Origin of the sequence: Haloquadratum walsbyi J07HQW2 (assembly GCF_000415985.1) — an archaeon.
In the GTDB taxonomy this organism is placed as follows: Archaea; Halobacteriota; Halobacteria; order Halobacteriales; family Haloferacaceae; genus Haloquadratum; species Haloquadratum walsbyi_B.
Genome location: NZ_KE356561.1, coordinates 1,514,067 through 1,536,509 on the forward strand (window position 1 = coordinate 1,514,067; position 22,443 = coordinate 1,536,509).

Below are 22,443 nucleotides of genomic sequence, written 5' to 3' on the forward strand. Positions count from 1 at the left end.
TAGCTGAAATCCAAGTAGTCAGCGATGCGTATCTCTCTATTGAACAAAATAGTGAGAATGATAAAAATACAAACACGAAGGCGAACATTAAGACGTCGAGTCTAAGTTATTCTAGCGATTTGTGTCAGTTTTCGCGCCAGGGTTCGTCACTGCACCGTTCGCTGCTGATCCGAATTCATTGCCGTATTTTGCAAGAACACCCATATTGTATTGACGGTCAGCGCCATCCCATGTCTCGCGGCGGGCAGCAAGTTCTGTATCTGAGAGAGCAACGCTCAGTTCCCGCTCCGGAATGTCGACTGTGATCTCGTCGCCATCCTCAAGTAATGCAATTGGACCACCAACCGCTGCCTCAGGTGCAACGTGACCAACCATCGGACCACGAGTCGCGCCTGAAAACCGACCGTCAGTCAAGAGTGCAACATCATCCTCATGTCCTTGTCCGACAACGGCGGCTGTCACGCCGAGCATCTCACGCATTCCCGGACCACCCTGTGGTCCCTCATTGCGGATAACTATCACATCACCAGATTCAATATGTCCTTCTTGAACATACTGCATCGCATCCTCTTCACTCTCGAAGACACGTGCTGGTCCACTGTGATGGAATGCATCATCCCCAGTGACTTTCAACACACCACCATCTGGAGCAAGGTTCCCGGTGAGAATCTTGATTGCACCCTCTGTCTGGTATGGGTCATCGACGGAATAAAGAAATTCACCCTCAAGATTGTCTTCGGCAGGTAAATCAAGCGTCTGAAGTTCCTCAGCGATTGTCCGTCCAGTAACGGTTAGTGCATCACCGTGGAAGAGACCAGCATCAAGGAGTCGACGAATTACAATTGGAACTCCTCCAATCTCATGAAGATCGTTCATTGTTTTCGTCCCGCCAGGTTGGAGATCTGCAATTTTTGGAGTGCGACGCGAAATTGCGTCAAATTCCTCTATTGTGAGATCAACGCCTGCTTCGGCCGCAAGTGCAAGCAAATGAAGTACAGCATTTGTTGACCCTCCAATAGCAACCTGTAATGCAATAGCATTCTCAAAGGACTTTTTCGATAAGATATCCGATGGGCGACGGTCGTTTGCCACAGCGTCAAGAACGGCTTCACCGGCACGTTGAGCGATATTGTATCGTTCTGTTGATTCAGCTGGTGCACCGGCAGTACCAAGCGGTGCCATCCCAAGTGCTTCTGAGATTGATGCCATTGTGTTGGCAGTAAACATTCCACCGCATGACCCAGCACCAGGGCATGCATGTCGTTCGAGTTCATCAAGTTCATCTGCGCTCATGTTACCCTCAGCGTACGTTCCAACACCCTCGAACACGTTTTGAATGGTGACGTCCCGACCATCGTGCTCGCCAGGCATGATTGATCCACCGTAAAGAAACACCGATGGGAGATCAGTTCGAATTGAAGCGATCATCATGCCGGGCAGGTTTTTATCACATCCAGCGACAGTTACGAGCGCATCCATCCGTTCACCAAAGGCGACCAGCTCGACAGAGTCAGCGATTACCTCGCGTGATATAAGAGACGCTTTCATTCCCTCAGTTCCCATCGAAATGGCATCAGAAATCGTGATTGTCCCAAACTCGATCGGCATACCACCGGCGTCTTCAACACCCTCAATTGCTGCATCGGCAACATCATCAAGATGAACATTACAAGGAGTAATGTCAGCCGCTGGATTGGCAACACCAACCATTGGTGAGGATAAGTCTGTGTCATCGAAGCCCATCGCACGAAACATCGCTCGATGGGGTGCTCGGTCTGCACCCTCTGTCACATCCGCACTTGGGAGCTCTGGGTCCTTTTCCGTTGAGAACGTGGAATCGCTGTCTGTTCCGTCCTCACGGCGCGTCTGCTTGCTCATGGTATAAAATACTCTACAAGCGCATTAAAAGCACACGCATGATACGGCGGGATGTTTAATACATGTATGAAATCTATGTCTCATCACGCGCTGCGAGTCCTGCAAGATGAGATGCCTCAGGCACGATAAGTTCATTACTGCCAAGTGTTGCAGCGTTTTCACTCCCAGGGAGACAAAAGACTGGTACAGTATCGATTATCCCTGCTGTTGCTCGTGTCCCGAGAACACGAGTCCCAATTTCAGCCTCTGAACGGCGACGGAATAATTCACCAAATCCAGGAAGTGATTTATCATATTGTTGGCTAACAGCTTCGATGGTAACATCGTCTGGGGTAACTCCAGTTCCGCCTGTCGTCACGATAATATCAGTATCTGTGTCTGAAATGGCTGTCTCAACAACTGATTGGATCTGGGTAGTGTCATCATCGACAATTTCACGCGTGACGACTGTATGCCCCTCAGATTCAAACGCCGCTGCGATGGCATCACCTGCAGCGTCATTACTGACTGAACGAGAAGATGAAATAGTGAATATTGCAACACCAAGTGTGGCAACATCGTGTGCATGATGAGTATGATTGTGGTCTGTATCGTCGTTTGTATTCACTCCAGAACCATCTGTGCGTATTTCTGAGTGAAGATCAAATTTTATTATTTTGTCCTGACCCATGTCGGTCCATTTATGACCTGAAAATAAACGTCTCACGAATGCGAAAAGTATTGAGATAAGCTACGTCTGCGTCTTAGAAATAATAGTTAAGACTCTGAACTATTTTAAAGATATGATATGTCGGTATCAGTATTAATTCCGACACTAGTATCGTCACTTATGATGGAATTAGTTTCTTGTTCCGGAGTCATCTTCAATATCTGAATCAGTCAGCTGAAGGGTTGATTCATTGATCTGTGTTGCATCAGCCATCGCTGACTCCCACTGTGTATGTGCCCATTGTACCGCAGCATCACTATCATTCATAATGATGCCACGAACACCGGTTTCAGTGTAAAATATAATTCCTGTCTCAGTATCATCAGCAATCCAAAGCCCATATGTAAATGGAATATCAGAGCTCAACATCCTGACACGGTCATGTCGTATCTGTTTGATGAATCCTGAGTTGAGTTCAGGTGCTTCAAGCAGCGTCTCGACAACATCCTCATCGATAATGTGCTCTGCAACTGTTTCATTAACAGTCATCATGGTATAAAACTCGTCGAGATGACCTGCGAGTGCGACGGGAGAAATACCTCGAAATATGTCTGCGGACTCAATACTATCAAAAAGATATGTGATTATCTGATCTGGAATCTCAGGTGATGCCTGGATGGATGAAGCGCCATCAAGAAAGTCATCAGCAATGTCAATATCGCCTGAAAGAGTCGAAAGAAGATCACGACCGGTATCAATCTCTTGAAGTCGTCTGTGATACTGTTGTACTGCTGTGACTGCTGTCCGACCAGCAAGCGTCAATTGATATTTATTATTTGTATGCATAATGAGTCCAGCGGACTCGAGCTCACGGATTCCACGGTCAACTGTTGATCGTGATACGTCGAGATCTGTTTCAAGTTCACACTTTCCCTTTGAGCTATTTCGTAATGACTCAAGGAACGATTGCCGTTTACTGACAATGTTATCCAGTGAGTGGCTATGGTCAGCCATCATATCAGGGTACAATTACCAAGGATATGATGCTGTCGAATCATACACATCAATTATGATATTTGTTATGTGCATATAAGATGTGTGGAATAACTGATATTCGTGGCGTTGTTGATTATATTAGCAAGGCGATGTACAGAGTATCTCCCAAGATTCTCCGGAAGAATGTGCGAGTACTTACCTGCGGAGCGACATATAATCCAAATCGTGACGTCGGTCTGAGTCGTATCCTTCCAATCAACTCCAGATTACTGCATCACCGCTGTCAACATATAGGCAGGCTGAGGAAGTGCAAAACCCACCGATATGAGACATTCAAGTCTTATATCCGTGAGATATTATCGATAAGTGGTATTGTTCATATACGTAGGATATTAGAGAATCGTGAGGGCTATCAGAAGGTGATTATAATTCTACATATTGAGCACTAATACGGAGGGGCAGACACAAGCCGATGCAGGATTTGGAACTCATGGGTGGATTCTTGTTGGGAGTGTCTTAGTTTGTCTTGTCATCAATCCCGGAGTTATCTACATCCAATCAAGTATCCTTGCAACGGTTGGCATTCCGTATCTTGTTTCATTGCTTATACTTCCTCTTGCACCAGCTGCTGCACTTGGTCTCATCGCTGTATAGCCAATGACAGCAGCAATAAATAAAGCGGAGTGATATCGGTTCAGATATCATATTAGAAAGAGGAATTATTATTTATGAATCATAAATACTTGGATCATTCTTCGACAGCTATTATTTCGGGAAAATTTATATTGAATCGGCAGACAGGGATCTCCCCACTGTCTATCAAGATGATCACGAGCAAATAAACGCCCATTTATCGATTCGGTGATGATTCCGCCGTTACATGATTGTATGATTATGTATTGAGTATAAATCGTTGGCTTGCTCCTATTTTTGTATGCGTATTTTTATCTCGATACCTTTCCAGGACAATATAAAATAGTGAGCCTGGCTTACAATCTCATCTGTAATTCTGAACTATTATATTCAAACAATCGATACAAGATCATCAGGTCAGGGAAAGAAGTCTGCTCGACAAGCAATAACATGAACCCACACACTCAAACAATCGCTTGGCATAGTTATTTGCTATATGCTTGATGAACTGCTCGGTCGTGCCGAATTAAAGGCTCGAATCGAAGAGCTTGAAGAAAAGAACCACCATCTTGAGCGTCAACTCGCAGCCGAGGAAGAGCGTCGGACAGACGCCGCTCGCGAGCGTCAGGAGGCTGAGCGAGAAGTCAATCAACTTGAGGACCGAATTGAGGGGCTTGAAGAACGTGTTGAGCGACTTTCAGAGTCAAAATCGAACACGAGTGACATATCGGTTCGTACGACTCAGAATGTCCGCGGCACGCGCCGGAAAAACATCCTCGATCGAATACGCTCTGTTGAAACTGGTCCAGAAGGTGCGTTGACCGCCATGGTCACCGAAACGGTTCCTGATATCATAAAAACCTCTCTTGATGAACGAAGCGCGCTTGTACAGCGACTCGCACCGTGTCTTGTCTGCATGGATGATACTGGAATTATTGCTATTACAATTGATCTGACGGCCCCACCGGCTCCATTCGTTGAGTGGAAAAACACATTTGATATCAAGCCGGAATGGGTAGCTCCAACTGAGCCAGTGACTGTTGTGCTTGTCCGGTCTGATATTTTTGCACTCGGTGTCTATGATGGGTCAACGCTCACACATGTGACAGAAATTACTACTGATATAATGAATACACACTCAAAAGGTGGTTTTTCACAAGCGCGCTTTGAGCGTCGCCGTGATCAACAAATCGAAGATCATCTTGAGCACGCACACGAGGCGATTGAGTCACATCTCAGAGAGAGGAATCAGGCGCAGACAGATGTAGATGGACATGAAGTAATTGTTCTTGGAGAGCAAACAGTGCTAGGTGCATTTAGTGACCTCGCGGACCGGCAAGAGACCGTGGATGCAACCGGGGAGCCAAAATCGGCACTTGAAGATGCAGTTGATGAATTTTGGACGATTCGGATCTCGGCGCTGTAATGTATCTCATACGAGAGTATGTACAGTAGGAAACAAACTCAGCACTCGAATACAATCTGATTCCGTTGTAATTTCTTCTTGTTCGCTCCAACTGATAATTGGGTTCAACACATCAACTGAATTGATCGCCACGTTCAATATTGCAGATCGTTATTTTCACCAGAGACAGCTATTCGCCATGTTTCTTCTCGTGGGATTTCATTCCGAGGGACCACATCAACTCCATGTCATAATTAATTGTACTTGATTATATGATCCGTTATGACCATTCAGTAAATGGAATTTCTTGTTTAGCGTACTCAATATATGTTTTCTGCATCTGTGTAATCGCTGCAGGAAGCGGGGTTCCAGCAGACAGTGCCTGTTCGACATGATTGCGTTTCCACTCACTCGGGGTTTGATATGGTCCATCTCGACGCGATTCGATTGGCGTCAGCGCCCACTCGATTGTCTCATTAGAAACATTGAGCGCAGATAGTCCGCGACGTGCAAGTGAAAAGAGGTCATCATAGATTGCGTCTTGGTTTGTTTGATATGTCCCATCATCATCAACCCAGGCGAGTGTTGCTGTCGGACCATCCGCAACAGCAGCGTAAAATGACTTCTCAGCGTCATCCCACGAAAGCGCTTCAATTGGATGGTCGGTAGTGACAGCCCCGTATAGCACACCAGCGACAACTGCTTGCACTCCAATCGTATCACGAATCGTTGGTTGAGTCGGGAGTGGGCGATATTCAACACGCACTGATGCATGGTCTGTATGATTAGTGTGATCTGTCGGTACAGCGGTTGCCTCTGACCCATCACGGGGCGTCTGTCCACAGAAGACCGGTCGGACCCATCGCCAGTATGTGCCACGTTTTGTAGGGAAAGCAGACAAATCGCAGGGCTCAGCATCGGCTGTTGGTACCGGTGTTTCGAGAGTTGATGAAGCAACAAGCGTTGGGTCCGTCACAATTCTGTCGATTATCTCAAAGATATCGTCTGCATCCGCTGGAACCCGACACTTCTCAACACCTGTATCGACTGCACGTTCGAAAATCGGAATCCGGATTTCATGTGGCGTCCGCGCCAGTCGATCAGTTGCGACCTCAGCACTAACACCTGAATAACAGTCAGCGGGGAGAAACGGTGAGTTTGCTGTGAGTGAAAGAAGTGGTCCCATTGTCCGGACTGCGGTGTTCAGATACGCCGCAGCATCACAGGGATCCGGTATTTGAAGATGTGGCTGAATTGAGGTGGCGAGTGATTCAACTAACATTGAGGGGGCAGTATCAAATCCTGGTAGACCAAGTTTAATTGTACCACCATTTTCGTCGCGAATCACTTCATTAAGTGCGAGATACCGAGGAATAGGGCGGACATTCTCTGCAAAAAATATATCACGTTCTGTTGTGCCTGCTCGAAGGTATGTATCAGTCCCCGATTCAGGTGGGATAGTCCATAATGAATCACAAATGAGCGTGCCATCAGTATCATCGATATGAGCACTGATCGAGTCATGGATGTGATGTAATTCACTTGCTTGACGGCGGAATCCACGTCCGTCATCACCTGATTCAGTCCCAATCGCGTCTGGTGTTGTGTGAAGCTCAACATTATGTACACCTAACTCAGGACTGCATCCATCAAGTTCAAATACTGTTTTCGGGGCGGTGGCAAGTTGTGTATTTGAATCAATCATATATGCTTCTAATTCAAGCCCGACCGCCACATGATCTGAATCAAACTGCCCATTACGGATATCACGCTTGAGCCGAGCGCCTTCGCGAGCAACCCGCGCATCAAACATCTCTTTTTGATCCGATGTAAGCGCCTTCTCAACTGCATCGATGGTGTCTGTCATTTGTCTTTATTACGAACAGTATACCCGACGCTTTGTTCATCCGATTATATGGATAGTAACGACAGGTATCATCTAACGTTCTTTATTTATTATAACAATTAGATCATAAACCTGTCGCGTAGTCACACGGAGTCGGGTGAAACTGTTAGAACGGTTGTATTATACAGCATATACGACGTCGGTGTTAGGTCTGAAGAGACAATTAGTTGTTTTCGTCATCTCGCAATTCCTCTAGTTCCGTCTCAACAGCTGGATCCGAAACGGATGTTTCTGACTCACTCGTACTTTCAGTTTGACCATCAGAGGTAGCACTACTTGTATCTCCGTTTCCTCCTTCAACATCTGATTTCAATGTTGCCAGCTCGCTATCGACGGCGGCGTCAGTTCGACCAGAGGACAGTTCGCGGTCAATACTATCTTTATCAGAAATGGCTTCATCGAATGCACCAGTATCAGCAAGTTCATCCATTGCTTCTGATCTAGCTTCCATCTCATCGGTCTGTTCTTCTGCACGATCGATCGCTTGGCTGACATCGCTCATTTCGTCGCCAACACCGGTCATTGCTTCTGAAACACGAGATGATGCCTCAGCAGCTTCATATCGCGCTTTCATCGTCTCTTTCTTCGTGCGGAACTCCTCAATACGATTCTGTAGTTCATTTTTCTGCTCAACGAGATTGTCTTGCGTCGATTGGAGTTCAGAAATTTGTCCTTCAAGATCCTCGATCTGTGACATTTTTGCTTGCTTCTTTTCGAGGGCCTGTCGAGCCAGGTCTTCACGATCTTGACGAACAGCTTCTCGCGCCTGTTCATTATGTTTTTCAACATTTTCTTCCAGACGGCGTTTCTGCATTTCGAGACGTTTTTTCTGTGTTGTCAGATCGGCGATCCCCTGTTTGACTTCCTGCAGTTCGTCGCGCATCTGCTCATAGGAGTACTCAAGTGTTTCCGTTGGATCCTCGGCGCGATTGAGCAGCGAGTTCAGTTTTGAACGGACGACATACGATGCGCGTGAGAGGATTCCCATGCTATATTATTTGGTGTGAGGCTGTTTAAATTCTCTCGTATGAATAACTAGTTGTGAGTCACACTATCCTGTTCAATGGTGGACGAGACGCCCGTGGGCACCTAGATACGGGAGAAGCGAACGATCAATATACTGTTGATAATTGTATTATTGCATGTCCCCCACATCCACAGCATGGTGGTCATAGCGGGGACAGGCGACTTCGTGTGATAAGTGATCAGCTCATTCCGGAGATTGACTGCTTGCGGATTACATACGGAACATGGGATCATGGTCACGGTGAATACACCGACGTTGCAAACGCCGTTGAGTGGGTACGTAATCGATATGACCGGTGTGGACTATTTGGATATAGTTTTGGAGCTGCACTCGCAATTGGGGTTGGAACAACGAGCACATTTGTTGATGTTGTTTCTGCACTTGCTCCACCACAATCAGTCGGTGATGGGTCGGTTGTCGAAACAACAGTTGCTATTGATGAAGCAGACATACCGACACAGCTTATTTATGGAACACAAGATGAGGTGGTTGATGTTGATCCAATCGTTGAAATGATGCAGCAGAATACATCTCACAGTGAATTTGATATCCAATCATTTCCGACGGATCACCACTTTCAGACGTTTCTTAATGAAATTAGTATTGCTATCGCGTCATTTCTTGATGATGTGATTACTGCAGAAGCGAATATCTCGGAATGAATCAGATACGGTAAATCGTCTTGAGGCTTTCGCGTGGACTCCTGTTCTAATCATTAACAACGGTAGGCAAATATTCGCCGTTCATATTCAGCGTCCCGCGATTCAAGCGCACATCCATATGTATGCCTCCGTCATCTGCGTTTTGCCAACGACGGAGATGCTGCAAACTGATGTTCTTCGAAGCGTTGTAGTCCGCGTGATGCTTCATGATCAGATCGAACTGCAGGTGTCGGCTGCGATGATTGAGGAATCGATGACTCGGTGTTCCGATTACTCATCGTCAATTCGGTCGAGACATCCGAGCAGTTTGCGACGGCGACCGGGCGCGAACAATCCGGTCGAGTCTGTGTTAGCGTAGAGCTGACGACCAACGGCAGGAGCAGCGTCGTCATCAAGACTGAACCAATGACCGTTACTCGAAGCTGGAGCCGGGTCACTCGTCGGTGTCGGCACAGGCAGGTCTCCAAGTAGATTATCCACCCGTTCGAGCACCTGCTTATTATGAACGAATGAGAGTCCGACTGCTCCAGCAGATTGCTTATAACAAATCGTTCCACATCCCTCGAAAAGTCCACGAAGCAACGGCTGTGTATGCTCAGTCAATTCTGTGAAATTATACGCTGAGTCGGGTATACTGATACTACTATCGTCCTCAGCAGTAGACACAGTATCTGATACTGATTCCTCAAATGTTTCCATTGGGATTGGCAGTCCAAATATTGATGTCGCCTCAGACGCGATATCACCAGTTACGGTGACTATATATTCGTTTTCACGACGAGTGATGGATGTATCATGAAGATACTCGCGTTCGCGGATTTGGTGGGTTATTTCGTTCTGTTTCTGTTCGTTTTCATTGCTAGGCTCGCGTGTCTGCTCAGCTCCAGCAATGGTGGCAAGTCGGTGAGCGGCTGTTTCATCGCTCGCTCGAACACGGATTTGATTTGTTGCGATTGTCCCGTCGCCAACAACACGACCCCAAAAATATGCGGTTTCTGGAGATGTGTCAATTAGACTTGTGGGAGCAGTGATTTCAATATTCATCGAATTCCCCCGGATCTGTGTTGTTTTAGCGTGGAAGGAATATAGATGTTATTTGTCTGTTGATACCATTGATTGCCCTTGATTACTTTCTTCTGTATACTTGTATGTTGTCACTGGTATACTAATTGGAGTAAACGACCACGGGTCGGGTGACCCGTGGAACTCTCGCTGAAATCTTTAGACGCTATTTTGACTCACTGTTCAATCCTGTTTTTTATCTCGTATCCACGCGGTGTAACATACGTCCATCCCAAATCTATGTATCCTCACTTTAGATACTGATTGTCGTTATCAGACCAATGAGGTCAGTTTCCCCGAGAGATTCAAGCTCACTATGTTCGATTATTTGATCAAAGTACGAGGAGAAGGCGTCTCATTCTTTACAACAGGAATGAATCTGATAACAGAATATACACAAACCACCGAGGATAGCACGGTCCGATACTCCAACAGATGATTATCTATCTTAGTGACGTGCATACACTCTCACGCTACAGTGGCTTGTGCGTGGAGGAGCTGAAGACAATTACAGTCGTCTTAGGATAACATCAGTTTATATCGGCTGAAAGATGATCTCTATTCTTGTGCAACACTCGTTTGCATCGTCTGGGCGTTCGTGGCTATGCCGACCGTTTCAGACCCCATTACAATCAGTCCTGCCTCAGACGCTGTTGTATCGATAAACGTCTCAAGTGCTGCTGTGGCAGCCTCATCTGCTGTGTGACCGTTCATGAGATGATTGACCGCGATTCGACCCAGTGTGACGCGTGCAATATCTTCACCGGCACCTGTTGCACTAGCACCACCGTCTGGTGAACAGTAAAATCCGGACCCTACTTGTGGTACATCGCCGACACGTCCAGCGAGTGCAAACCATCGTCCACGGGTCGATGTTCCAGCGGCATATTGGTCGCCGTCATGTGCAACGGCGCCAACTGTATCGTATCCGCCAAAGCGATCTGCAGCCCATTCAATTGTAGCCTGCGAACTGTCGGTTGGAATATCAGTGTCGTCCCATCGAGCTTGATCGGCATCATTCCATAGATTGGCATCCGTTGTGATTCCATAATCGGCTGCTAATTCAACCGCCTGTCCGCCCGCAATTAGAACATGTGGTGTTTTTTGACAAACAACTCGAGCAACTGAAATGGCATGTTCAACGCCAGGCATCGCACATGCGGCACCAGCGCTCCGGTCACTCTGCATTATGCCTGCATCGGTACGGGGAGTGCCATCAGTTTGCACCGCTCCACTGCTTCCAGCGTTGAACTGATCAGCGGTCTCAAGTTGTCGAAGCGCGGTTTCAACCGCCTCAAGCGGAGTGCTGGACCCAACAGCACGTGTGGCAGTATCATCGAGGATCGATTGACGCTGCGCTGGAGCTTCCGGGCTGTCCCCAGCCCCACCATGGAGAATGATACGCATGTAGATGCTCATTAATCAGCAGTCAATATGGTTTTGATAATAATTAATTTATGTCGATCATTAGTATCTGAGGAATCTGGGTATATTGAGATCTCTCCGTGTTTTGAAAACGCTGGAATATATGCGGTGGCTTGCTCTTGCAGATTTAGCTGACTGCTAGGAACAGTTTCGTGTAAGTTTGCTGCCCAATTATTGTTTTGAGCAAGTGTAATGACGGTCAACACAGCAAATCAAGCCGTTGACCACGTCGGACGATCAGCAGGTGGTTGAAGTCCTCGTGGGAGAAGACTAAATCGATAGACACCAGGGGCAACCTGGACGGTAACAGTATTGTGCTCATCGTGAACAATGTGTAAGGTCGTTTCAGATGGAACTGCTACCGGAACCGGTTCGGTTTCAACAGCAGGCGCATATCCAGCTTCGATAAACGTGAGATGATTATCAACAGGGAGGTTCACTTGCTTTGGTATGTCAATCCCAACACGAGCGTCACTCGCACGATCCCGAGCCGTGGCTTCGATATCCTCACGCTGCGTTTCGAGCATCGCCTCAAGTGACCGACTAGCTTCCTCACGAGCGGTTTCGATTGTCACAGAAAGCCGTTGTGTGCCCGCGAGTCCACCAACACGGCGAGGGCTACGGATATATGAGACATCATCGTAGCCGGTATAGACGACAGCCGGACCATGATCAAGAGCGAATAATAATTGAACATACGAGAGTAATTCAAGATCCCCATCAGCAGTTGCTGGTTCAAGCACTACTGCACCCGTTTCAGATACCGTTGCTGTGAGTGTCGCATTGACTGCTGGCGAATCGCTCCGTCCCCAAATATGCTCAGCCGGGAGCGTCGTTGATTCAAGATAATTATCAACAAGCCGGCGATTTTCTCGACGGCGGGTTGTTCTAGCAATTTCTTCTGGAAATCCGGCGAGATCATCGGTACGCTCGACACGGAGATCACCTTGCAGCCGGATTCGCTCCCCTGGGGCGGCATTGAGCCGGTCATGATCGACATGTGGATTAAGTTCGCGGTCAAATCCCATGGCATCACGAATTGCTGCATGTGTCGTCTCCTGTGTCGGATCCAGCGCTGTCACATCAGTTACGTGTGCAAAGAGACCAACAGGTGTGTCATCACAACCAACAATAACACCACGTGTCGGCGTGTCTGATTGGATTCCTGTCGTTGCCGGACATAAAATGGCGATTAAGTCATCATTATATGGAACTGTAATTGAGTCTGCACGAGCGAGTGCAGAGAGATCAGTTCCTCCAGGAGTGTGTAATTCAGATTCACTTGTTTCGAAGAGATCAGCGACAATCGAGAGCATTTCTTCTTGAATCGTCTTGATTGCGACCGCAAGTGACTGTGAATTACAGATTGTCTCATAATGGGTCTCGAATGAGTTCGCAACGGTCGTCGGAGAGATTTCTTGGAAGGGAAATGGTCCAGGATGATCAGGTTGAGTGTGTGTTGGCTGATACGTGTCAAAAGTGTCCTCCCAAAGTGTCTCAGCGCGTTCAAACAATGTGGGAACAACTGAGGGATTGCGAAGAAGCATCGTTGGGGTGATCACACGGTCATCATACATCTCATTACAAACTTCTCGTTCATCCGGGCGGACAAGAGCCTTAAAATTGTGACTGTTAAACTGATATGGCTCGGTGTGATCAGGTAATTCCTGTGTAACCGGATATCCGCGATCTGTCGCGAAATGATGTTTGGCAACAGGCGTAATTACACCGCGGTTTAGTGCGGTTGTAAGTCGACGACTCGTTGTCATCATTGACTCATAGACACTGAGTGGTGACTCATCGACGATGGTATCGTCGGTGGTTACTGATTGTAAGCTAGTATCAGTAGTCGTATCGGGGGTATGTGGTGATGTCATTATGATAAATTTATTACGTGAATCATCCCAGCTATTACTCGATGAAGACTATAACGGTTGTATACAGTATGTTGTTATCAAAACAAATTATATCACAATACGTATAGTAGATATAATTTACAGATAAACAGCGATTTAGAGCGAATTAATCATGATAAATTGGATAATCGACACTTTTGATGATTATCATCATAATATAAATAAGAGCAATCAGTCGCCGGCAAAACTGAGAGTGTCAATTGCGTCAGAGACAGTCTCACCTGGATCAGGTTCGATTCGAAATAACTCTTTTATCGACTCTGATGGTGTTTCAACATGTGTAATTGATAATCCGGTTGTACTGACGGTGACACGCTGATATCCGTCTGTCGTCGCGACATACAGTCGACCGGATGTGTCGCCTTCGTAGATATCAAGGGTCATAATATCAGCATCGAGTGACTCAACAACCTGTGAAATCATTGTCGAATCAACGTCTGCGGACGCCACTTCTGTCGTGCCGAACTCCTCAGTTGAGGCAACTGTTACCATACGAATTTCTGTCGTCTGAGCGTAATAAGCATGCCGCCATCATAAAATTCGATTCATAGAGGATAATCATCGTTTATACCGAAACCTACAGTATCGTTCATTACTCATACTGACCTGTTTCATGACAACATATTTGATCGGAACAGATAGCGAGCAGGCAAGTCAGGTCATCTGTGACCATCTTGAGCAGACTCTCGGTAGCGGTGCAACCCTCAACGTTATTCATGTTATGACAAGCTCCGATATCGAGGAGCGTCGGGATGGTGAAACTGCACTTGAAATATTCAATGACCGTTTTGAGAGAACTGACGTTCCTGTCTCAACAACACAGTTCAATCGTGAAGCATCGCCGACAGAGGAGTTACTCCGAGAAGCTGAAGCGATCGACGCAGATCAGATTGTGACTGCACTTCGGCGTCACTCACGCACTGAGCGCGCGATCTTTGGAAGTGTCTCACATTCGTTGATCGAGCAAACACCACAACCATTGACACTTGTTCCGCTCCCAGAGTATATCGCTGATTGATCACATACAACGTGAGTGCCTGCTTGTAATCTTTCCGTCATTAATCATTTGTAGCTGCGCTTGGACCTTCGTCACTGCTATTTGTTGTATTAACACCCGATGGTGATGTAGCCACATCTGCGTTATCCGCTGTATTGAGAAGCCGTGGAAGCGCTGTGTTCGCGAATGTCAATCCAATAACAAGCAGGATTGGTGCGAAAAAGAGCCCATAGAATCCAAGCACAACTGGACCAAGCGTGTATGCCAACATCAATAATCCAACGTGTGTCTCATCGCCGCTCAACAGAGGTCGAAGCACGATATCTGGAATTGTGTCGATAACCACAATAGCAACAACGAGCAGTCCAGCGATATATATCAAGTTAGATGGATCGCCACCGAGAAGGATTGGAATCGCACTTAAAAGTGTTAGTGGGAAATAAACAATTTTCATTCCTACGACAGGGATGAGACTTGCAATGCCGGTAAGCCCACCAGCCAAAGCTGGATACGGTACCTCGGCAGGGATAGGCACAACCACATTATACAGAGTAAAAACGCCAATGGCAATCAGTGAAATTGACAGCACATTCAGTAGATTACCGAAAAGAACCGATTCAAGTTCTCGATCAGCCGCTTCAAGATACTCACGAATAATCGCTTCATCATCGAATCGGAGGAGCCATGCACCGATTTTCTCACCATCAATGAGTAGATAGTACGTAACAATAAGAATGATAAATAAATTCAGTGTGAACTGTGAAATTATACTTGTGAGGACACTTGCATGAGCTGTTGCAAAGTCAATGAGTGGGGTGAGTTGTCCTGACTGATAGGCCTCATACAGCCCCTGTACTGTGAATTCAGGGACACGGCTAACGCTACCAAACCACGAAACGTTCTCTGCTGCGACGGAAATAAGATCATATTCATCAACAAACGCACGGGCTTCAACAACTAGTAGAACACTTGCATAGCTGATTAAGAATATAAGTGGAATTGCGAGCGATCCAAGTGCAATGGCGGCTCGGATGCTAGCAGGAAGCCGAAACTTCTCTAGCAGGGAATAATACTGACGCGTCGAGTAGTATAAGAAGACAGCAATAGTCAACGGCGCAATAAATTCGTATGCGAGAAACCCAATGACAGTAAACACTGCGAGCCCAAACAGAGCAACTGCAAACCGTCTTGCATTCATTTATCCAGTAATTATCATAGTAGAATTTAAATACATGCCTATCACTGTCAAGTACTGAATCAGTAAGACCACTAACCATCTGACCGATAGGTGGTGTTTTTATCAGATCAATAATACTATTACTGCTTATTTGCACTATCTCACCAAACAAAGCAATACTGAGAGATGCAGATTATTATTATTTATCATGCAATATCGAACTAGCGGCAGTGATCATGTCAGCATTGACATCGAATCTTCTATGCATATGCTTAGCGAATGATGCTGTGGACGTCTAAATATGAGTGAGCAATGTCACGCATGTATGTGAATTAATTTTATCATTGTATTTCGTTGAATACACAAGTATATAATAAATCTTTATGCACAATTATTGGGTGACGTTCTAAATGACACCTGTCGGAGTATATTTTTATCTAGTGCAAATACTGACTACACATTTAAATTATTGGTTTTATTAGAATAGATATTAGCAGAAAATAATTTATGTTGATAATTTATTGGTTGATACAATCATTATATTCAGATATTGCTGTATAATATAAATTGACTATCTATGATTATACGCCACAACTAAATCACATGTGCAGCAAGTAGAAATAATTGTATGTCAACACTACCTACAAATACTGAGATACAGCCGCTCTGTATCGTTGGACCAAGTGATAGTGGAAAGACAACATTTCTTGAATCACTCATTGGACATCTCAGTGTAGTCGGTCAGGTTGGAACTATCAAATCAATACACCACGACATAGAACCAGATACACCGGGAAAGGATACATACCGACACCGACAGGCTGGTGCTGAGACCGTTGTTGGCGTGACACCATCGCTCTCATTTCAGATTTCAACAAGTGGGAAGGCTGATACCGAAGATGAGGCTGATATGCTTGATACAGTTGTCTCTGATCTCAAAACAAGTGGATATCAGTTCATCCTGATAGAGGGATTCGATTCATCTTCGTATCCAAAATATGTTCTCACCGACAGTAATGAGACTGATCGATCTACGTACGACATTGCACCCCCAGTTGTTGGTCGCGCGAGTTTAGACGAAACTAATTCGAAGGCAGTCGCGTCTGCAATCATCGATGGGACGCTCTTTCGATAGTTTTGGGCAACGCTTCCAGTATTGAAAATTGAGTGAAGGCAAGTAGTCAAAAACTTGAAATCGGATGAAACATCTGCACACCTCAGTTAGCTATTTCTCGAGTGTTTGAGAACTACCGATCTTCAGCTGAAGTGTGTAATTACCGATCCACTCTGAACAGTATGATGCTCAGAGTATTCGCTCTATTAATCAATTGAACGTTGTGAGGAAAGCCAGCTTAGCTAGGAGACCGTGACATCGTATTGATCCGGGTCAAACGGTGCTGCTGTTCGCCAGTAATGATCGTGTGTCTCAACAGCCCACTGATACACACGGTCATTGGTGCTTGCAAGTGATGCCTGGACAAGCCCGCGACCGTCACGAAGCAAAAATATAACCGTTTCATTTGTGAGTGTTGCCGCAAGGGGAACGCCGTCAGTTCGAACCCGAAGGCGACCGTCATCGGCACTTCCGACTGATTGCAACTGCTCCCACAGCGTTTCATTATTAGCAATTGCAGTAATTGCAGACTCAGAGAGAACGGCTTCAAATGTCTGGGCACCGGTTCTCACTCTCCGTTCAACAATCTCAATGCTTTGTTCATTAAATGCATGCGAGAATACTCGTAGGTGGGTTGCATCCTCCATAACAGCAAGTACTTCTCTTAGTGGAGCACTCGGACGCGTCTGTGTTGGAACAGTAATTGTTGCATCTGAGAGATGTTCAAGATCAAAGTCCATGGCATGGGTCGGAAGATAATCAATAATCTCTCGCAGCTTTGTCTCTGTTTCGAGACTCTCAAGCAGATCAGTTACGCTGTCAGCGACCAATCGTCCTGTTGCAGTTGCTACATACTCAGTTCCATCATGTCGTATCCATGACCGTTCCGTAAAATCCTCGAGAATCCGCCCGAGAGTTGCCTGTGATGCGTCAGTCTCCTTACCAAGCTCGCCTCGTGTATATCGATTCTCTGCGAGACGTTCGAGAACAAGCACGCGATTTTCTGATCGCGAAAGGAACTCAATCTCTGATAAGGCTTCATCCATACTATAGTAAATTATATCCCAGGTCATACGCTCTTCGCCGCGTGCAATCATTTCACACCACAGTAGATACACACACCGAGATACTACAAGAGCGTATGCAATATTTTATCAATTCTATTAGGTGTATCAAGATGCAATATAGTATGTGGACGATTACTGGATTCAACGATTTGGTGGTGAGCAATTATGAGTTCTCGACGAGCGTTCGGGCTCTTCATCGCCTCAGCTGTACTGTTCGGCGGTACATTCGTTGGTGCAAAAGCTGGGCTCCCATATTTTCCGCCACTCACATTTGTTGCAATCCGGTTTGATATCGGAGCCATTGTGTTAGCCGGGTACGCAGCGTATAAATTATCCCTTGCCGAACTTCAGCCGCGTACTCGGGGTGATGTCATTGCGATTCTTGCGACTGGTGTTTTCGTTATTGGATCAACAAATGCACTGATTTTCATTGGGCAACAGTACACGACAAGTGGTGTCGCTGCAATTATTATGAGCCTCAATCCGATTTTAACGCCAGTCTTCGCCGCATTTGCACTATCAGATGAATCGCTCACACGACGCGGAGTTGTCGGGATCGTTGCAGGACTTATTGGTGTTGGACTGGTAGCGAATCCCGATCCAAGCGCGTTTATTGGAAGTGTTGGATTGCCAATTATATTCGGTGCTGCTGTCATGAGTGCGCTTGGTACTGTGATAATCCGATGGGCAACACCAACTATGTCAAGTGCAGCACGAACTGTATGGGGTGTCCCAATCGCTGCTATTGTAACACACCTTCTAGCCGCCACGGCAGGTGAGTCGATGGCTGCTATCTCGGTGACACCAATAGCGGTGATTGCATTGTTATACGTAGGTATTGGGTCCGGTGCTATCGCATATCTCAGCTACTTTGCATTGATTGACACCGTGGGTGCAACACGTGCGAATCTATTATTTTATCTCACTCCTGTCGTTTCAGCACTTGGCGGATGGATCATTCTTGATGAGACAATATCAATGCTCACAATAACAGGATTCGCAGTGATCCTTGGTGGGTTCTTAATCATTGGTGGTGACTCGATTACAGCGGTTATTACACGCCGCCACCCGCAGATATGGACACAATGGATGGTGCTTCGAGGATGGATAATTTCATTACTGCCATCTCCAAGACTGTCATATCCACTTCGTGTGATTCAGTCTCAAATTAAAGAACCACAAACGCAAACAGAAGAACAGTCACAATCATATTCTCCTCCGCCATCTCAGTCTGACTGAATATTGGATGTAATATGAAGTATCCAGTCGGTCATACTTGATACCGACGCCAATTTGTCGCTTGGGCTAACATATAATACTGTGAACGTACTGGCGCTGATTGATTCTCTCTGGCCAATCCTCGCAGATGTTATCCCGCGGGTTGCTCGGATTGCAGTGTTCGTAACTGTTGGTGTCTTCCTCGCAAATGTTGCTGTTGGGTTTGGACTTGTCGAGCGTATTGCGGTCATCTCAAAGTATCTTACTCGACCTGCAAATCTCCCTGATGAGGTAGGGACTGCAATTGTCACAACCGCTGCCTCAACGACAGCTGGATACGGGATGCTTGCGGACTTCAGAGAGTCAGGACGACTCTCAGACATAGAGACGCTAATCGCCGTGACAATGAACACATTCTTTGGATTTGTCCAACACATATTCACTTTCTACGCGCCAGTATTGATCCCAATTCTCGGAGCACGGGTTGGCTTTCTCTATGTTGGTGCACGTGCAGCCATTGCACTCGGTATTTCTATTGTGGGCGTGCTCGCTGGAGCCGTTCTTCTCGGTCCGACTGGACTAGGTAGTAACCAGCAGCAAAAGCATACGACAGAGACTACCCCTGATTCGTTGACAGAACCAGAACCAGGATCAGAAAAACAAATAGAAGCAAATTCTACTACCACGAATAACAATCCGCGGTCTGATGGTGGTCCTGTAGCGACCGATGATAATCGATCGACTCAGGCTGTACTCCGCACAGCCGGCGAAAAAACGTGGTCAAAGACTCGACGCATCGTCCCTCGGCTGGCGATTATTTATGTGCTGATTACGATTATAATCGAAACACAGGATCTTCGCGAGGTGACGGCAATTGCAGAGCCACTGACAGCAGTACTTGGGCTTCCTGGTGCAGCACTTCCTGTTGTTGCGGTCTTTGCATTTGACACAACAGCTGGCGCAGCAACAATCGCTCCAATGGTCGGTCCGACGTTTACTTCACAAACAGCCGTTGCAACGATGCTTCTCGGCGGGATTGTATCATTTGCAGTCTCAACATTCAAACGCTCCATCCCGTTTCAATATGGTATCTGGGGACCAACCTTTGGCTCGAAAGTAATTATTGTCAATACGGTGCTGAAGATTATTTTTATTACTGCTGCTCTTGCTGTATTATTAGTGTAATTTACTCCTTGCTCACGCAGCACTGCTGGTATTGACACATTTGCGCCTGATTTATTTTTGTACATAAAATGTGCTCTACCAGAATAATTGTATTTCTTCTGAAGTACCTCGGGGGCGAGCCCCAAGCCGAGGCTTCCCTATGTTGACCGCACTACATCATCAAAGTAATTTCGGTCAATTCCTCCCGACCTCTTCCTTCTCTGTGAGGAATCGGCTGGAAGTCACACCCGAACACACCGCACCACACCGCAGCGTCCGTGGGGATGGGAGTCGATTACTGTCACTCCATCATGACCATGACCATGACCCGGTGAAATCCCCGTCCCCGTCGCACCGCCACCGGCGGATGGTGACAGGGACCACGTTTCCAGACCACCGCAACCAGCAATAGATGAAGGTCGGGAATCCGTCTGTGAGATTTCTGACTGCACGTTTATACATCATGTAGCGTCATCACTGTGTATATCGGCTTCACCCTCCCAGTCTCGGGGTCAGATCATCAGTACAGTACAGTATCAAAGCCCCGACTCCCGACCCCGAGGCACTCGTCTTGTTTATCTGTAGAAATCTAAGAATATCATTGTGTGCGACTTTCACATTGGATTACAACTGCAAGTGACTATGTGAGTAGTAATTCAGGATAATCTGACATTTATCTCTAATGTTATAATTAGTACAACTGTATCAAGCACAAGCATCTCACCCAGTATCAACGGGTTGTGGCTGCCCATCTTCAGTCGGAGGAACGGTATGATCAATATAGTTTTCAACATCCGGATCATGGACAGTGACTGTCACTTCAATATCACCAAGTTCGTCCGCACTCCCAACAGCAAAATTAATTATACCTTTGAATGCTGCCTGTTTTTTTACGGAAAATCGGAATGACTCGCTGTCGGCATGTTTGAAGAATTCTCGACGAGCAGTGTCGAGAATTTCTTGTTCGTGTAGTAACGTAGCGAATTGTTCGAGTGAGTGCGTCTCACCAATAATTTCGCCTGGATTCTGTTCAAATGTAACATTCGGAAACAGATTTTGAACCGCATCCTCGACACGATCTGTTATCTCTGTATCATGCACTGGGGTGGTAATCTGAATCTCAACGCGGTAAATCATAGTAGGTATTATTTATTGTCACTATATTTGATAATCGTCTATTCGCTTTGTGTATGTTGCCGCTGACTGTTATCGGTATGATCAGGTGTATCAACAATCCGGTGAGTAAGAACATCTCGTACTGTCTCATGAAACTCTGAGAGTGACTCAGTGTTTTCAATTACGATATCTGCACGCTCCATCGCTGTGCCCATTCCAAACCCGAGCTCACGCTCATCACGTTTTTGAACTGCTGTTTCATCAAGATCTGTTTTGTCACGCCCACGTTCGCCGAGACGCACGGCACGTGACTCAAAGGGTGCTTCAATGCTAATAAGAACAAAATCATCATCGAAGGCATCACGAAAGCAATTGAGCTCAACATCAGAGCGAAGTCCATCAACGAGTACTGTAGCATTTGTTTCAAGTTTTGTCCTGATTATTGGAAGTGATCGTTCAGCAATTGCTGCTGGTCCCTCTTCTTCGCGGAGTGACTTTGCAACGGTGCCGTGATGTTCTGCGGGATTATATCCTCGGCTTCGGCAAACCTCGCGAATGACGTCACCCATTGTGACGACCGGAATATCAAGTGTACGTGCAACAGCAGCAGCTTCACTCTTTCCGCTTCCAGGAAGTCCAACAGTACCGATAACCCTCATTATGAACCAATTCAGGATACCGAGACTTACAGGTTCCGCCCGTGGACCGTATTAAAATGGTCGTCACAACTTGTCGATGTCTGCATCCCAACTAAGGGAAGGATAATATCTCAAATCTATCTTAAGACAGTGTATATTTGCGGAGTTATGACTTCATTGGTGCTATCCAAACTCAATTCCACAGAAGCTGTTTCTGTGAGCTGGCTTCACACGGTTTTGTTGTATCGTGCATAAATCCATACGCATTTTACTATTGACTAAATATACATATGTATGGGCGCGTAGCTCAGTTGGACAGAGCGTCGGACTTCTAATCCGACGGTCGCGGGTTCGAATCCCGTCGCGCCCGTTACTACGTATTCGAATTATTTC

General features: G+C 46.3%; 21 protein-coding genes, 1 tRNA gene and 1 pseudogene. 9 read left to right on the plus strand and 14 right to left on the minus strand.

The window, feature by feature from the left end; all coding sequences use genetic code 11:
* Nucleotides 1-111: 111 nt before the first annotated feature.
* From ilvD to J07HQW2_RS07045, 3 genes are all read right to left on the minus strand, one after another.
* Entirely contained in the window at nt 112-1,878 is a 1,767-nt protein-coding gene (gene ilvD, locus J07HQW2_RS07035; RefSeq protein WP_021054732.1) for a dihydroxy-acid dehydratase, read from the minus strand.
* A 73-nt stretch (nt 1,879-1,951) separates the two neighbouring features.
* Nucleotides 1,952-2,548, minus strand: a complete 597-nt coding sequence (locus J07HQW2_RS07040) for a MogA/MoaB family molybdenum cofactor biosynthesis protein (RefSeq protein ID WP_021054733.1) — start codon at nt 2,546-2,548, stop codon at nt 1,952-1,954.
* Between the two features lie 168 nt (nt 2,549-2,716).
* A complete protein-coding gene (locus J07HQW2_RS07045; protein ID WP_303704016.1) occupies nt 2,717-3,544 on the minus strand; it encodes a helix-turn-helix transcriptional regulator in 828 nt (275 codons plus the stop codon).
* A 417-nt stretch (nt 3,545-3,961) separates the two neighbouring features.
* Here J07HQW2_RS07045 and J07HQW2_RS07050 point away from each other — a divergent pair, with 417 nt between their 5' ends.
* The 3 genes from J07HQW2_RS07050 to J07HQW2_RS07055 all read left to right on the plus strand — a co-directional run bounded on the left by J07HQW2_RS07050 (nt 3,962) and on the right by J07HQW2_RS07055 (nt 5,582).
* Nucleotides 3,962-4,177 carry a DUF7977 family protein gene (locus J07HQW2_RS07050; protein WP_021054736.1) on the plus strand — a complete coding sequence of 72 codons (216 nt, stop codon included), beginning with the start codon at nt 3,962-3,964 and terminating at the stop codon, nt 4,175-4,177.
* Between the two features lie 85 nt (nt 4,178-4,262).
* Nucleotides 4,263-4,388 carry a DUF5802 family protein gene (locus tag J07HQW2_RS19960; RefSeq protein ID WP_394324636.1) on the plus strand — a complete coding sequence of 42 codons (126 nt, stop codon included), beginning with the start codon at nt 4,263-4,265 and terminating at the stop codon, nt 4,386-4,388.
* 264 nt (nt 4,389-4,652) lie between these two features.
* Entirely contained in the window at nt 4,653-5,582 is a 930-nt protein-coding gene (locus tag J07HQW2_RS07055) for a Vms1/Ankzf1 family peptidyl-tRNA hydrolase (RefSeq protein ID WP_021054737.1), read from the plus strand.
* 259 nt (nt 5,583-5,841) lie between these two features.
* Here the strand turns inward: J07HQW2_RS07055 and J07HQW2_RS07060 are convergent, their stop codons facing one another.
* Nucleotides 5,842-7,428, minus strand: a complete 1,587-nt coding sequence (locus tag J07HQW2_RS07060; protein WP_021054738.1) for a glutamate-cysteine ligase family protein — start codon at nt 7,426-7,428, stop codon at nt 5,842-5,844.
* 202 nt (nt 7,429-7,630) lie between these two features.
* Entirely contained in the window at nt 7,631-8,455 is an 825-nt protein-coding gene (locus J07HQW2_RS07065) for a PspA/IM30 family protein (RefSeq protein WP_021054739.1), read from the minus strand.
* Nucleotides 8,456-8,508: 53 nt separating this feature from the next.
* Here J07HQW2_RS07065 and J07HQW2_RS07070 point away from each other — a divergent pair, with 53 nt between their 5' ends.
* Entirely contained in the window at nt 8,509-9,156 is a 648-nt protein-coding gene (locus J07HQW2_RS07070; protein ID WP_021054740.1) for a dienelactone hydrolase family protein, read from the plus strand.
* Nucleotides 9,157-9,202: 46 nt separating this feature from the next.
* Here the strand turns inward: J07HQW2_RS07070 and J07HQW2_RS19965 are convergent.
* The 5 genes and pseudogenes from J07HQW2_RS19965 to J07HQW2_RS07095 form a co-directional block, all read right to left on the minus strand.
* Nucleotides 9,203-9,361 (minus strand): annotated as a pseudogene (locus J07HQW2_RS19965) (RNA-guided endonuclease TnpB family protein); the annotation flags it as partial.
* A 65-nt stretch (nt 9,362-9,426) separates the two neighbouring features.
* A complete protein-coding gene (locus J07HQW2_RS07075; protein ID WP_021054741.1) occupies nt 9,427-10,200 on the minus strand; it encodes a hypothetical protein in 774 nt (257 codons plus the stop codon).
* A gap of 576 nt (nt 10,201-10,776) precedes the next feature.
* Complete coding sequence (locus tag J07HQW2_RS07080) at nt 10,777-11,625, minus strand: isoaspartyl peptidase/L-asparaginase (protein WP_048075186.1); 849 nt, start codon at nt 11,623-11,625, stop codon at nt 10,777-10,779.
* 230 nt (nt 11,626-11,855) lie between these two features.
* On the minus strand, nt 11,856-13,520 hold the full coding sequence (locus tag J07HQW2_RS07090; RefSeq protein ID WP_021054744.1) for a hypothetical protein: 1,665 nt from the start codon (nt 13,518-13,520) through the stop codon (nt 11,856-11,858).
* A 210-nt stretch (nt 13,521-13,730) separates the two neighbouring features.
* Nucleotides 13,731-14,051: a hypothetical protein gene (locus tag J07HQW2_RS07095; protein ID WP_021054745.1), complete on the minus strand. Its 321-nt coding sequence runs from the start codon at nt 14,049-14,051 to the stop codon at nt 13,731-13,733.
* Between the two features lie 121 nt (nt 14,052-14,172).
* Here J07HQW2_RS07095 and J07HQW2_RS07100 point away from each other — a divergent pair, with 121 nt between their 5' ends.
* A complete protein-coding gene (locus J07HQW2_RS07100) occupies nt 14,173-14,577 on the plus strand; it encodes a universal stress protein (RefSeq protein WP_021054746.1) in 405 nt (134 codons plus the stop codon).
* A gap of 40 nt (nt 14,578-14,617) precedes the next feature.
* Here J07HQW2_RS07100 and J07HQW2_RS07105 read toward each other — a convergent pair whose 3' ends face one another.
* Nucleotides 14,618-15,754, minus strand: coding sequence for an AI-2E family transporter (locus J07HQW2_RS07105; protein WP_021054747.1), 1,137 nt, complete (start codon nt 15,752-15,754; stop codon nt 14,618-14,620).
* A 607-nt stretch (nt 15,755-16,361) separates the two neighbouring features.
* On the opposite strand from J07HQW2_RS07105, the gene mobB reads away from it, so the two are divergent.
* Nucleotides 16,362-16,868, plus strand: a complete 507-nt coding sequence (gene mobB, locus J07HQW2_RS07110; protein WP_021054748.1) for a molybdopterin-guanine dinucleotide biosynthesis protein B — start codon at nt 16,362-16,364, stop codon at nt 16,866-16,868.
* A gap of 221 nt (nt 16,869-17,089) precedes the next feature.
* Here mobB and J07HQW2_RS07115 read toward each other — a convergent pair whose 3' ends face one another.
* The gene (locus tag J07HQW2_RS07115; protein ID WP_048075538.1) at nt 17,090-17,893 is read right to left on the minus strand and encodes a helix-turn-helix transcriptional regulator; all 804 of its coding nucleotides are present in this window, start codon (nt 17,891-17,893) and stop codon (nt 17,090-17,092) included.
* Between the two features lie 186 nt (nt 17,894-18,079).
* Between J07HQW2_RS07115 and J07HQW2_RS07120 the strand changes: the two genes are divergently transcribed.
* Nucleotides 18,080-19,153 carry a DMT family transporter gene (locus J07HQW2_RS07120; protein ID WP_021054750.1) on the plus strand — a complete coding sequence of 358 codons (1,074 nt, stop codon included), beginning with the start codon at nt 18,080-18,082 and terminating at the stop codon, nt 19,151-19,153.
* Between the two features lie 81 nt (nt 19,154-19,234).
* Complete coding sequence (locus tag J07HQW2_RS07125) at nt 19,235-20,317, plus strand: hypothetical protein (RefSeq protein WP_021054751.1); 1,083 nt, start codon at nt 19,235-19,237, stop codon at nt 20,315-20,317.
* A gap of 699 nt (nt 20,318-21,016) precedes the next feature.
* On the opposite strand, the gene J07HQW2_RS07130 is transcribed toward J07HQW2_RS07125, so the two are convergent.
* Both J07HQW2_RS07130 and J07HQW2_RS07135 read right to left on the minus strand, forming a co-directional pair.
* Nucleotides 21,017-21,433: an RNA-binding domain-containing protein gene (locus J07HQW2_RS07130; protein WP_021054752.1), complete on the minus strand. Its 417-nt coding sequence runs from the start codon at nt 21,431-21,433 to the stop codon at nt 21,017-21,019.
* A 38-nt stretch (nt 21,434-21,471) separates the two neighbouring features.
* Entirely contained in the window at nt 21,472-22,071 is a 600-nt protein-coding gene (locus J07HQW2_RS07135; protein WP_021054753.1) for an AAA family ATPase, read from the minus strand.
* Between the two features lie 275 nt (nt 22,072-22,346).
* Between J07HQW2_RS07135 and J07HQW2_RS07140 the strand changes: the two genes are divergently transcribed.
* Nucleotides 22,347-22,420: transfer RNA gene (locus J07HQW2_RS07140), tRNA-Arg, on the plus strand.
* Nucleotides 22,421-22,443: the final 23 nt, after the last annotated feature.